Raw genomic sequence first — 13,485 nt, 5'->3', positions numbered from 1 at the left:
GGAATCCCCATGGCGGCCAGCATGCCATGCGGCAGGCATGGCCCGGAAAGCACGAAGCCCGGCTTCCGCCAGGCTCCGGTGCAACGCGGGAGGAGAGAGGTGCCTCGTTGCAGGACGCATTCTGCATCCCGCCTGTTACAGGCCGGCGACACGCAGGGGCGTCCAAGGTTTTCCGAACCACTCGATTCTTCTCGTCATTCCCGCGAAGGCGGGAACCCAGTGCCTTCGCTTTCATGGCCCGACGTCACGGGATCTCCGCTTCGCGGGAACGACGGCCGTGGTCCGGACCTTCGCTAGCCGCGCAGCAGCGAGTGGCGCCGGGTCAGTGCCTTGACCACGTCGGCCCGCCCGGCCAAGCCGACGGCGGCCAACGGCTCGTCCGCCAGATCGCGCGTGGCCAGCGTGGCGCGATAGGTGGCGAAGTCGTGGATCTCCCGCGCGAAGCAGGGGAACACCACCAGCGCATCCAGTCCCTCGGCCGCTGCCGCCGCATCCAGCAGTTTCAGCAGCGCCGACGGGGTGGCCTGCAGCACGGGCAGGGGCAGGCTCGCGCTCGCCATGAAGCGCCTGCCCGCCGCATCCTGCAAGGCTTGTCCGGCCAGCGCCGGGAACGCAGCGCCCAGTCCGGCCGCCACCACGCCGAGGGCATTGGCCAGCACGCCGAGCGGCACGGCGGGATCCACGACCACGGCGATACGGTGCGCAGCGGCATCATCCATGGCGGCGCCCTCCCCGCAGCAGGACGCGCAGCGTGGCCGGATTCTCGCCGACGCGCCGCATGGCATAAGGCCACCAGTCCGCACCGAACGGCACGTACAGGCGTATCCGCCGGCCGTCCTGCGCCAAGGAACGTGCGACCTCGTCGCGCGCCCCCAGCAGCATCTCGAACTCGTAGGCGTCGCGATACCACCCCGCGTGCTCGGCCACGGCGACGATGGCCTGCTGCAGGCCGGTATCGTGCGTGGCGAAGGCCGGATACACGCCGGCGCGCCTGGCCTCCGGCGACAGCAACGTGCGCGCATGGGCGAGGTACGCGGCGGCCACGTCCTGCCGGCGTTGCAGCGCCAGCCCGGGCCCCGCCGGGAATGCGCCCTTCACCAGCCGCACCATCGCACCTGTGCGGACCAGACCCGACAGGTCGTCGGCCGTCCGATGGCGGTAGGCCTGCAGCGTGACCGCGGCCGGCATGCCGGCGGCGCGCAGTTCTGCGTGCGCCGCCAGCGTGGCATCGGTGACGCCGGCGTCTTCCATGTCCAGCATCAGCGCATGGCGGCCCGGACCGGTCGCGGCGGCCGCCAGATCCGTGCCGATGCGCCTCAGGTTGTGCGACAGCACCGCCGGCGACTGCAGCAATCCCACCTGGGTGGGATCGACGGAGACATGCACGTCCAGCCCAGCCGCCGCCAGCGCCGCCACCGCCGCGCGCTTGGCCTGCACGTTGCGCTCGACCTCCAACGGCGAGCGCACGTATTCGCCCAGATGGAACAGCGAGCATGCGATGCCCTGCCGCCGCAACGCCAGCGCGGTGTCAGCCGCGGCCTGCGCGTCCGCACCGCCGCAATAGCGATGCGCGAGCGCGCGGCCCAGGCCGGCGGACTGCGCCATCGTCTTGATTCGATCGGAACCCGCCAAGCGGGAAAACACGCGTCGCCAGTACGTATTCATGGCGAAAAGAATGACCCGTGTGACCGGGAATTGGCTTTCCCGTTTGGCGGTCCTGGGCACGCATTCCGGTAGATTCTTCCACCAGACCGCAGAACGGAGGAAGAAATGAGCAAAACCGGCCCGATCGACAAGCGCGACCGCGAGATCCTGCGCATCCTGCAGAAGGAAGGACGCCTCTCCAACCAGGAACTGGCCGAGCGCGTCCACATGGCGCCGTCGCCCTGTTGGCGGCGGGTGAAGCAGATGGAAGCGTCCGGCCTGATCCGCGGCTACCGGGCGGTGCTCGACCGCGAACAGCTGGGCCTGGGCGTGATGGCACTGGTGCGGATCAGCATCGACAGCCACTCCGACGCCGAGGCCCGCCGCTTCGAGCGCGAACTGTCCGCGATGGACGAAGTGCATGCCTGCTTCGCCGTCACCGGCGAGGCCGACTTCGTGCTGCAGGTGGTCGCCGCCGACCTGGACGCCTACGCCCGCTTCGCCATGCAGCGGCTGCGCCGCCTGCCCGGAATCAAGTCGATGAACACCATGTTCGTGCTGCGCGAACTGAAGGACACCCCCGTGCTGCCGGTGGACTGAGCCGGGTACCGGCCGTCGGTCCGGCGCCACGGCCGGTTGACACGATTACATGTAAGCCATAGATTTCATTTCATGACAGCCCCGCGCCCCGCGATCAAGGCCTCCACGTTGCATGTCCGCAACTACCGGGAGCGCATGCGCGAGCAGGGCCTGGTGAAGAAGGACGTCTGGATCCGGCCGGAATACGCCGAGGAGCTGGCCGCCATCGAGAAGTCGATGCGCGACGCCGAGCGGGACGCCGGCATCCCCTACCTGCCCACGCAGCCCGCCGAAGCCGGCTGGACCGTCGCCGCCATCCGCCATGCCCTGCAGCAGGCCAGCACGGTGCGCGACGGCCGGATCAGCCTGGAGACCATCGAGGGCGCGGAGCCCAGCCTGCACCTGGTGATGCACGAGTACGGCGACCTGTCGGTGTTCCTCGCCGTCGGCGGCGAACAGATCCTGGTCGAGGCCTACCTGTGGCCCGTGGAGGACGTTGCCGATGTGGCGGCGTTCAATGCCCACGTACTGAGCACCCACGTGCTGCTGCCGCTGTCGACGATCGGCCTGCAGCGCATCGGCGGCGTCGCCGGATACACCATGTTCGGCGCGCTCGACACGCACTCCAGCCTGGCCAACCTCATGTTCGAGATCGAGACGCTGGCCGAGAACGTCATCAGCGCCACCGAGGCCTACCGTCCGTTCCTGCGCACGGCGACGCGGAGGAAGGCCTGATGCCGGACACGCTGAAGGCGCTGTTCAAGCGCATCCAGGAGGGCATGGAAGGCGTCGCCGATGCGGTGCTGGGCGACCGTGCCGAGCGCCTGCTCGACGAGGAGATCCGCACCATCGACGACGCCCTGCATGGCGCCCGCGGCGAGCATGCGGCGGCGAAGGCGCGGCGCGTGGCCAACGAGCAACACCAGGCCGCCATCACCACCCGCATCGGCGAGGCGGAGGCCCGGGTGGAGGCCTTGCTGAAGCAGGGGCGTGCGACGCAGGCACGCACGGCCGCGGACCAGGTCGTCCGTCTGGAGGCCGAGCGCAGCCAGCGGATGCACGAGGGGCATGAACTGGCCGCGCAGGAGCGCGAGTTCGCGCACGTGGTCGAACAGCTCGAAGGCCGGCTGCGCCGGTTGAAACACCAGCTGGATATCCTGCGTGCGTCCAACCGCCTGCAGCGTGCGCAGGCAACGGTGGCGCGGCGACAGCCCGGCGATGCGCTGCATCCGGAGCCTGCGTTCGCCTCCGCCGCGCGCATGAAGCAACGGCGTGCGCCCGTCGAGGGGATGAGCGTCGCCGGCCAGGACCCGCGCAGGAAGACCGCCGACGACCCCGCACAGGCCGTGCTGGACCGCGCTCGCAAGCGCATCACGTCATCCGCGCGCAAGCGCTGACACAGGGGAGCCTCGATGACCGAGTTCCTGAACACCGCACTGACCTTTCCGACCCTGGTCTACAGCGTGCTGCTCGCGTTCTGCACGGTGTACTGGCTGCTGGCGGCCACGGGCATCGTCGACCTCGACACGGTCGACGGCTGGCTGACCACCGACGGCGACACGGCCGAACCCAACGTGGTGGCCGGCATGGTGGCCAGGCTCGGCCTGTCCGGCGTGCCGATGATGCTGGTGCTGACGGTCCTGTCCTTCTTCGGCTGGCTGATCACCTACTTCGTGCACCTGTTCCTGCTGCAGCACCTGCCCGACAGCCTGCGTTGGATCGCCGGCGCCGGCACCCTGGTCGTCGCACTGCTGCCCGGTGCGCTGGTGACGTCGCTGCTGCTGCGCCCGCTGGCCGCCGTGATCGCGCGCCTGCGGCCGCCGGTGCCGCCGTCCGTACTCGGCCGCGCCGGCGCCGTGATCTCGCCCTACGCCGATGCCGAGACGGGACGCGCCCACTTCGACGACGGCGGCGCCGGCCTGATCCTGCAGGTCCGCACGCTGCCGGGCGAACGGCTGTCGCGCGGCGAACGCGTCGTCCTGATCGAGCACCTCCAATCCGACAACACCTACCGCGTCATGTCCGAAACCCTCTTCCACCAGCAGTAAGCGCCCGCGCCGTCTACAAGGAGTTCTGCAATGACCACTGCCACCATCCTCCCCTTCGTCATCGGCCTTGCCGTCCTGCTGGTACTGGGACTGGGCTTCATCGGCATCTTCAAGGCCTTCTACAAGAAGGTCGAACAGGGCACGGCCCTCATCGTCAACGACATGAGCTCGCAACCCAAGGTGCATTTCACCGGCGCACTGATCATCCCGGTGCTGTACAAGGCCGAGCTGATGAAGATCAGCCTGATCACCTTGCAGGTCGACCGTCGCGGCAAGGAAGGCCTGGTCTGCAAGGACAACATGCGCGCCGACATCGCGGTGGCCTTCTACCTGCGCGTCAACGAGACCCCCGGCGACGTGCTGCGCGTGGCCAAGGCGATCGGCGCCGACCGCGCCTCGGACAAGCACGCGGTGGACGAGCTGTTCAACGCCAAGTTCTCCGAAGCCCTGAAGACGGTCGGCAAGAAGTTCGACTTCACCGAACTGTTCGACAAGCGCCAGGAATTCCGCGACGAGATCGTCGCCGTCATCGGCCAGGACCTCAACGGCTACGTGCTGGAAGACGTCGCCATCGACTACCTGGAACAGACGCCGAAGCACCTGCTCGACCCCAGCAACATCCTGGACGCCGAAGGCATCCGCAAGATCACCGAGCTGACCGCGCGCCAGAACGTGCAGACCAACGAGCTGGAGCAGAACGAGAAGCTGGCGATCACCAAGAAGAACACCGAAGCCCGCGAAGCCCTGCTCGCACTGGAACGCCAGCAGGCCGAAGCCGAAGCGCGCCAGCAGCGCGAGGTCGAGACCGTGCGCGCCCGCGAAGCCGCCGAGACCGCCAAGGTGATCGAGGAGCAGCGCCAGGTGTCCGAGCGCGCGCGCCTGGAAACCGAGGAGCAGATCAAGATCCGCGAGCAGGAGCAGCTGCGCCAGGTCGAAGTGGCCGAACAGAACCGCCGCCGCGCCGTCGCCATCGAGCTCGAGCGCGTGGCACGTGCCGAGCAGCTGGAGCGCGTCAACACCGACAAGGAAGTGCAGATGCAGCAGGTCGACCGCGACAAGGTCGTGGAGCAGGGCCGCATGGAAGTGGCCAACGTCGTGCGTGAGCGGACCCAGATCGAACAGACCGTCGCCGTGGCCGAAGAGAAGATCAAGGAAACCCGCGAGGTCGCCGAGGCCGACCGCGCCAAGCAGGTAACCGTGCTCGCGGCCGAAGCCGCCGCGCAGGAAACGCTGGTCAAGGACGTGAAAGCCGCCGAAGCGGCGGAGCAGGCCGCGCGCCACCGCGCCGTCGAGATGACCGTGCTGGCCGAGGCGGAACTGCAGGCCGCCGCCAAGCAGGCCGAAGCCAAGCGCGTGCTGGCCGACGGCGTGCGCGCCGAGACCGCGGCGCCCGGCCTGGCCGAAGCGCAGGTGCGGGAAGCCAACGCCGTGGCGATGGAGAAGACCGGGCTGGCCGAAGCCCGCGTGCTGGAAGCCAAGGCCGACGCCACCTACAAGCAGGGCAACGCCGATGCGCGCGTGCTGAGCGAGCGCCTGACCGCCGAGGCCGACGGCGCGCAGAAGCTGGGCCAGGCCAACGCCAGCGCCACCCAGGCGATGGGCGATGCCGAAGCCAGCAACATCGCCAAGAAGATGTCCGCCGAAGCCGAAGGCCTGACCTCGAAGTTCGACGCGATGGGCAAGATGAGCCCGGATGCGCGCAGCCACGAGGAGTTCCGCATGCTGCTGGAAACCCAGCTGCGCCAGCTGCTGGCGTCGATCGACGCGGGCAAGGCGATCTCGCGCGAGAACGCCGAGGTGCTGGCCGGCGCGCTGAAGAGCGCCAACATCGAGCTGATCGGCGGCGACGGCGGCGTGTTCGACGCGCTGACCAAGGGCATCTCGCTGGGCAAGGCGCTGGAAGGCATCGTGGGCGAAAGCCCGATCGCATCGCAGCTGCTGGGTCGGCTGGCGGGCGCCGGCCTGCCTGCGCCCGGTCGAACGGCCGAAGCGACCGACGCCTGATCCAGCGCGCCTGAGCCGGGCCGGCGGCGCCGTCCGCCGGCCCCGATTTCCGCATCGACCGCCCAGGACGGGCGAGGATGAGGTCCGATGTCCGATACGCCGAACACCGAAGTCCCTTCCACCGACCCGCAGGTCGACCAGGCCGTCGCGCAGGGCGGCGCCTACGATGTGCTGCGCCGTCGCCTCGACGAACAGGGCGCGCGGCTGCGCAGCGTTGTCGAAACGCTCAACACGCGCCGCCTGCAGGAGTTCGGCGACAGCCGGATGGAAGCCATCGGCCGCCTGCGCATCCGCACGGAACACAACTCCGTCGGGCGCGACATCGTGCAGGTCGGCGACCTGCTGCTGTTCGGCTTCAACGTCTACATGGGCCTGAAGGCCACCACGTCCGTCGCCGACGTGTTCGGCCTGTACCGTCTGGTGGAGACCGGCGAGGGCTACGACGTGGCCCCGGTGGATATCGCCGCCAGCTTCCTGGGCGACGGCGCGTTCCAGCGCGACTTCGCCGAGCTGTACAGCTACTACAAGGACGCACGGCTGCTGCAGCTGATCGTCCGCGACGGCCGCCTGCTGATGGCGTTCCAGATCGGCCTGAAGAACACCGACGTGCGCGTGTTCCGCTGGACGCTCACCGCCGACGGCGAGGTGAACTACCTGGACGCGCGCGGCGAGCGCGACATCGTGCTGCCGCCGCCGTTCGATTTCGAATGGACGCGCGCGACCAAGGACATGGAAGTCAGCGGCCGCCACCCGCACCTGAACATCCTCGACACGCTGTTCGTCGAGACCATCGGCGGCGACCTGACGCTGAAGGTGGAGAACAACACCGAGAGCGGTTCCGGCGTCTACAGCGAGCCGGTCGAGGATCGCACGCAGTCGCTGGACGATGCGCAGATCGAGTTCGCGCGCGTCGGCTCGCTGATCCTGCTGAAAGTACTGCCGTACCGCGAGAGCGCCTGGCGTGGCCTGGTCTACAACACCCAGACCGGCAAGGTGACCCGGCTGGACGCCATCGTGCAGGCCTGCATCCAGCTGCCCGAAGACCACGGCATCATCTTCCCCGGCGGCTACTACCTGCAGAACGGCGAGCACAAGGCGTTCGACGCCGCCGTGCAGGACATGCAGTACAAGCGCACGATCCGCTCGCCGAACGGCGAAGACGTGATGTACGTGTTCTACGAGCGCGAGACCGGCCAGGCCGCCCTGCTGGTCTACAACCTGGTGCAGCGCCGCCTGCAGCCGCCCGTGCTGACGCACGGCTATGCGCGCCTGCACGATGGGCGGATGGTGCTGTTCCGCGCCGAGAACGACGACCCGACCCGCGTCCATCCGATGCAGCTGTGGCAGACGCCGTTCAGTTCGGACGAGTTCGCCGCCACGCGACCGGCCGGCACCTCGTTCATGGCGAAGCTGGGCAATGCCGAGCTGGTCCGCGCGGTGTCCAACCTGTTCGACCTCGCCCGCGAGATCGAACGCCCGGACGTGTCGGCGCAACGCTACCAGTTGCTGACGCATGCGACCCGCCGGCTGTTCGACCTGCACCACTGGATCGACGACGCGCAGTGCGAGGGCCTGGCCACGCTGCTGCACGAGATCGCCGGCACCGGCGAGTCGGTGCTGGACGAGTACGAGAAGGTGCAGGAGATCCGGCGCCAGTCCGAGACGGCGATGGCACAGGCGCAGCGCGACCATCGCGCCCTGATCGGCCGCCTGCAACCGGAGGGATGGAACGGCATCGGCGAGTTCGTCGACGCGCTGGGTGCGGTGTCGCGCCTGCGCGGCCACCTGCTGACGCTGCGCGATTACCGCTATATCGATACCGCCGCCATCGACGCGATGACGACGGCCTTGCAGGAGGCGCACGAGCGCGTCGGCACGGCGACCGGCAGCTTCCTCGCCGACGACAAGGCGCTGGCGCCGTTCCAGCAGCGCCTGACCGAGCTCGACGCACGCGCGCAGAAGGCCGCCAGCGCACGCGAACTGGCCGAGGCCATCGAGGCCATGCAGGGCATGGCCGGCGAGCTCGACATGCTGTCCGAACTGATGGCCACGCTGCGGGTCGACGACGCCACCCAGCGCACCCGCGTGGTAGACGCGCTGTCGTCCATCTACGCCAGGCTCAACCAGAGCCGCGCACGCGCCACCCAGCGCCGTCGCGAGCTGGGCTCGGCCGAAGCGGTGGCGCAGTTCGGCGCGCAGTTCACCCTGTTCGGCCAGGCGGTCAGCAACGCGCTGGCGATGGCGACCACACCCGAGCGCGCCGACGAACAGCTGTCGCGCCTGATGGTGCAACTGGAGGAACTGGAGAGCCAGTTCGGCGAACACGAACAGTTCCTCGGCGACATCCTGTCCAAACGCGAGGAGATGCTGGTGGCCTTTGAGGCGCACAAGCAGGCGCTGCTGGACGAACGCCAGCGCAAGGCGCAGTCGGTGCAGGAAGCGGCCAGCCGCATCCTGGAGAGCCTGGCCCGGCGCACGGAGCGTTTCACCACGCTGGACGAGCTCAACGCGTTCTTCGCCGGCGATGCGCTGATCCTGAAACTGCGCGAACTGGCCGGCCGCCTGCGCGAACTGAAGGACTCGGTGAAGGCCGACGACATCGAGGCGCGCATCAAGGGCGCCCGCGACCAGGCCGTGCGCGGGTTGCGCGACCGCAGCGATCTGTTCGAGGACGCCGGCAACGTCATCAAGCTGGGACCGCGCCATCGCTTCAGCGTCAACACGCAGCCGCTGGACCTGACCCTGATCCCGCGCGGCGACACGCTGGCCGTGCACCTGACCGGCACCGATTACCTGGAGCCGCTGCAGGAGCCCGCGCTGGACGCGCTGCGCGACTACTGGGACGTCAGCCTCGCCTCGGAGTCGCCGTCGCTGTATCGAGGTGAGTATCTGGCCTGCCGCCTGCTGGGGGATGCGCTGGCCGGGGAAGCCGGCCTGGCCGTGGACCAGCTGGAGCACGCGCTGGCCGATCCGGAAGCGCTGGACAGGATGGTGCGCGACTACGCCGCGCCCCGCTACCGCGAAGGCTACGAAAAAGGCATCCACGACCACGACGCCGCGGCGATCCTGCGGGCTTTCCTGCCGCTGCGCAACGCCGCCGGCACGCTTCGGCATCCGCCGCCGGCGCGCGCCCTGGCCGTGGCATGGTGGTGCCGCAACGACGCCGCGCCGCAGGCGACGGTGGACCGGATCCGCGCAGCCCGCACGATCGACGCCATGTCACCGGCGGGCCGCGCCCTGCAGGCCATGCACGACGAACTGGCTGCGGCGATCGCCGAATGGATCAACCACGACGCGCTGCCCTTCCCCGCCACCGACGCATCGGCGGCCGCCGCCTTCCTGCTGGACACGGTCACCAGCGCGACGCCGACGTTCCGCTTCACCCACTACGCCGATGCGTTGGTGACCGCATTGCGCGCACGCCTGTCCGATGGCGACGGCGGCAGTGTGCTCACCAGTGCGCTGCAACGACTGGACGACCACCCCGCCGCAGCGTGGTCGCTGCTGCGGCAGGCGCTGGAAGCGCTGGCTGCGCTGCCGGAACACGCCCACCTCGCGGCCTACGTGCCGGAAGCCATCGCCCTGTTCCGCCATGGCGCGCAGCTGACGCACGTGGTGGAACATGTGACGCTGATGGGCCAGGTCGATGGCCTGCTCGGTGAACATCCGCGCATCCGCGAAGGACGGCTGACGCTGGCGGTGGACGACCTGCCGGCCCGCTTCGCCGCGCACAGCGGGCAATTCGTGCCGGCCTGGCAACGCTACCAGGCGCTGCGCAGCGAAGTCGCGCAGCGCGAGCGCGCCGCCATGAGGTTGTCCGAGTTCAAGGCCCGCCCCCTCAGCTCGTTCGTTCGCAACCGGTTGATCAACGACGTCTATCTGCCCGTGATCGGCGACAACCTCGCCAAGCAGATGGGCACCGTCGGCGAAAGCAAGCGCAGCGACCTGATGGGTCTGCTGATGATGATTTCGCCGCCGGGCTACGGCAAGACCACGCTGATGGAATACGTGGCGCATCGGCTCGGCCTGGTCTTCATGAAGGTCAATGGTCCGGCGCTCGGCCACGAGGTGCGCTCGCTCGATCCCGCGCAGGCACCGGACGCGACCTCGCGGCAGGAACTGGAGAAGCTCAACCTGGCGTTGGAGATGGGCAACAACGTGATGCTGTACCTGGACGACATCCAGCACACGCATCCGGAGTTCCTGCAGAAGTTCATCTCGCTGTGCGACGGCACGCGCCGCATCGAGGGCGTGTGGCGAGGCAAGACCAAGACCTACGACATGCGCGGGCGCAAGTTCGCGGTGGTGATGGCGGGCAACCCGTACACGGAGTCCGGCGAGGTCTTCAAGATTCCCGACATGCTGGCCAACCGCGCCGACATCTACAACCTGGGCGACGTGCTGGGCGGCATGGAAGACGCCTTCCTGCTGAGCTACGTGGAGAACTGCCTGACGTCGAACCCGGTGCTCGCGCCGCTCGCCACGCGCGACATGGCCGATCTCTACCTGCTGGTCGACAAGGCGCGCGGCAAGGACGTCAGCACCAACCAGCTGTCGCATGCGTACAGCGGCGCGGAGATCGGCGAGATCGTCGCGGTGCTGCAGCGCCTGCTGACCGTGCGCGACGTGGTCTACCGGGTCAACCAGCAGTACATCGCCAGCGCCGCGCAGGCCGACAGGTACCGGGTGGAACCGCCGTTCCGCCTGCAGGGCAGCTACCGCAACATGAACAAGCTGGCGGAGAAGATCTCGCCGGTGATGAATGCTGCCGAGCTGCAGCAGTTGATCTCCGACCACTACCTGGGCGAAGCGCAGCTGCTGACCACCGGCGCCGAGGAGAACCTGCTCAAGCTCGGCGAACTGCGCGGCACGCTGACCGCCGAGGAACAGGCGCGCTGGCAGCAGATCAAGGCCGACTTCCTGCGCAACAAGGCGATGGGTGCGGAGGATGCCGACGTCGGCGGCCGCGTCGTCGCGCAGCTGGCCGACATCGCCGTCGGCCTGCAGCGGCTGGGTGAACCCGTGCCCATCGAAACGCCGCCACCCGCCCCATGGGAGCGACTGCTCTCCGCCCTGCACGCACTGCGCATGCCGGAACCGGTCGCTGCCGCCACGCCAACGCCCGCACCGGTGATCGATACCGCACCGGTACTGGAGGCCCTGCAACAGACGATGGCGCGGCAGGACCAGCTCAACGGTGCACTCGTGGCCTTGGCACAGGCATTGCGGAGCGGCGCCGGTACGCCTCCGCCGGTGGGCACGCGCAAGGCGAGGCCGCGTTCGCCGCGCGAGACGGAGTTCGACCAGGTGATCGCCAGCCTCGCCTTCAAGGAAGAGCGCCCGACGCCGACGCTGGATGTGTCGCCATCGCCGCTGGCCGACGATCACGACCGCGACGGAGACCCGCCGAGGTGAGCCGGTTTCCCGCTGCGGACGCCGACACTGCCGGCCTGGCCGAGCACGCTGCCGCGATCCGCGCGCTGGCGCAGGCCGGCGCGGGCGATCTGCAGGCTACGCTGCGCGACCTGCGCACCGTGTTGCTGTCGGCCGACCCGCGCGCACTGCGCCGCAGCGTCGGCTTCTGGGGCCGGCTGATCGGCCGCGACATCCGCGTCGCCGCCGAGGCGCGCGCCCTGCGCAAGCGCAGCGGCCTCCTGCTGCGGCAGGCCGGCATCCAGGCCGAACACCTTCGCCGCCAGCACGCCACCCTGTCGGAACATGCGCAGCGACTGCGCGCGGCGGGTGTGCGCCTGCAGCAGGAGATCGACGACCTGGCCCGCCAGCAGGCCACGGCGGATCCGCAGGCGGGCGCCTCGCGTCTGGCCCACCTCATCACGCTGCGCAGCGCTTACGACATCACCCTCCAGCAGCTCGACATCGTCGCCGCCAATGCGCTCGCCATCGCCGAACGGCACGCGCAGCAACTGCCGCGACTGACGGTGCTGCTGGACCAGCAGCTCGGCGTCACCGCCGGTGCCGGCCATGGAATGCAGCTATCCTCGGCAGCGCGGGCGATAGACGAGCTGGAAGCCCATATCGAACACCTGCCCGCGCCACCGCCTGCATCCGCAGCGGCAGCGCGTACCACCCACACCCAGGAGGCCCCATGACGACGACGAATCCCGAACAGATGCTGCTCCCCGCCGCGCTGTCGCCGCAGCTGCTGACCGACCTGGGCCTGGAAAGCGCCGACATTCCGCGCATCCAGGAGGCCACGAAGGCGCTGCAGGACATCGCGCCCGGCAACCTTCACACCTACGGCCGCGAAGCGACCACCAAGACCAGCGCCTTCAGCACGCAACTGCTGGACAAGGTCCGCAACGCCGATCTGGACAGCAGCGGCGAGAAGCTGGGCGAGGTGGTGCGCATCGCGCGTTCGCTGAACCTGGAGTCCTTCCACGGCCGTTCCAAGCTGCCGATCCTCGGCCCGCTGATCGACAGGCTGCGCGCCACCAAGGACGACCTGGTGCAGCGCTACAGCTCGACCAACCGCCAGATCGACCAGCTGATGGCCGACGTCGGCAAGACCCAGCAGATCCAGCAGCAGCGCGTGCGCGAGTACGACCAGATGCACGACATGGTGCTGGACGAGCGCCGCGAACTCGGCGTGCACGTGGCCGCCGGCCGCGTCCGCATCGCCGAACTGGAAGCGGAACTGGCGTCGCTGTCCGGCCTGGAGGATCCGGAATCCCGCACCCGCCGTGCCGCGCTGGACACCGCGCTGCGCCTGATCGACAAGCGTGTGTCCGACCTGCAGGTACTGCAGCACGCGGCGACGCAGACGCTGCCGATGATCCGCCTGATCCAGGCCAACGCGATCCAGCTGATCGAGAAGTTCAGCGCGGTACGCGACATCACCATCCCGATGTGGCGCAACCAGTTCGCCATCCAGCTGTCGCTCGCCGACCAGCGCAACGCGGTGGAACTGGCCAACGCCATCGACGACGCCAGCAACGAACTGATGCGCAAGAACGCCGAGCTGGTGCACGCCACGGCCGTCGGCACCGCGCGCGCCAACCAGCGCTCGGTGATCGACATCGAGACCCTGCGCACCGTCAACGAGACGCTGATCCGCACGGTCGAGGAAGTGCGCGAGATCCACCGCGAAGGCATGGCCAAGCGCAAGCAGCTGTCCACCGAACTGGTGGATATGCGCGAAGATCTGGAAAAGCGATTGGCGCTGCCGACGACGGGCACCGCAGCTTCCTGA

10 protein-coding genes are annotated in these 13,485 nt (G+C 69.0%); 8 read left to right on the top strand and 2 right to left on the bottom strand.

What is annotated here, in order from left to right:
• Window positions 1-293: 293 nt before the first annotated feature.
• Window positions 294-719, bottom strand: coding sequence for a DUF2000 family protein (locus VGN58_RS01460; protein ID WP_327480918.1), 426 nt, complete (start codon window positions 717-719; stop codon window positions 294-296).
• The gene (locus VGN58_RS01455) at window positions 712-1,605 is read right to left on the bottom strand and encodes a proline dehydrogenase family protein (protein ID WP_327480916.1); all 894 of its coding nucleotides are present in this window, start codon (window positions 1,603-1,605) and stop codon (window positions 712-714) included. Before VGN58_RS01455 ends, VGN58_RS01460 begins: the two co-directional genes overlap by 8 nt.
• A 165-nt stretch (window positions 1,606-1,770) precedes the next feature.
• Between VGN58_RS01455 and VGN58_RS01450 the strand changes: the two genes are divergently transcribed.
• The 8 genes from VGN58_RS01450 to VGN58_RS01415 all read left to right on the top strand — a co-directional run bounded on the left by VGN58_RS01450 (window position 1,771) and on the right by VGN58_RS01415 (window position 13,485).
• Window positions 1,771-2,244 (top strand): Lrp/AsnC family transcriptional regulator, encoded by a 474-nt coding sequence (locus VGN58_RS01450; protein ID WP_327480914.1) that lies wholly within the window; start codon window positions 1,771-1,773, stop codon window positions 2,242-2,244.
• 72 nt (window positions 2,245-2,316) lie between these two features.
• Complete coding sequence (locus VGN58_RS01445) at window positions 2,317-2,958, top strand: DUF2170 family protein (protein WP_327480912.1); 642 nt, start codon at window positions 2,317-2,319, stop codon at window positions 2,956-2,958.
• Entirely contained in the window at window positions 2,958-3,620 is a 663-nt protein-coding gene (locus VGN58_RS01440; protein ID WP_327480910.1) for a PspA/IM30 family protein, read from the top strand. The genes VGN58_RS01445 and VGN58_RS01440 overlap by 1 nt, the downstream gene beginning before the upstream one ends.
• A gap of 15 nt (window positions 3,621-3,635) precedes the next feature.
• Window positions 3,636-4,271: a hypothetical protein gene (locus VGN58_RS01435; RefSeq protein WP_327480908.1), complete on the top strand. Its 636-nt coding sequence runs from the start codon at window positions 3,636-3,638 to the stop codon at window positions 4,269-4,271.
• Window positions 4,272-4,301: 30 nt separating this feature from the next.
• Window positions 4,302-6,275 carry a hypothetical protein gene (locus VGN58_RS01430; RefSeq protein WP_327480906.1) on the top strand — a complete coding sequence of 658 codons (1,974 nt, stop codon included), beginning with the start codon at window positions 4,302-4,304 and terminating at the stop codon, window positions 6,273-6,275.
• 87 nt (window positions 6,276-6,362) lie between these two features.
• A complete protein-coding gene (locus VGN58_RS01425; RefSeq protein WP_327480904.1) occupies window positions 6,363-11,690 on the top strand; it encodes a DNA repair ATPase in 5,328 nt (1,775 codons plus the stop codon).
• Entirely contained in the window at window positions 11,687-12,385 is a 699-nt protein-coding gene (locus VGN58_RS01420; RefSeq protein WP_327480902.1) for a hypothetical protein, read from the top strand. The genes VGN58_RS01425 and VGN58_RS01420 overlap by 4 nt, the downstream gene beginning before the upstream one ends.
• Window positions 12,382-13,485: a toxic anion resistance protein gene (locus VGN58_RS01415; protein WP_327480900.1), complete on the top strand. Its 1,104-nt coding sequence runs from the start codon at window positions 12,382-12,384 to the stop codon at window positions 13,483-13,485. The genes VGN58_RS01420 and VGN58_RS01415 overlap by 4 nt, the downstream gene beginning before the upstream one ends.

It is taken from the genome of Pseudoxanthomonas sp. (genome assembly GCF_035999195.1).
Taxonomy (GTDB): Bacteria; Pseudomonadota; Gammaproteobacteria; order Xanthomonadales; family Xanthomonadaceae; genus Pseudoxanthomonas_A.
This window is presented reverse-complemented; position numbering and strand designations above follow the sequence as displayed.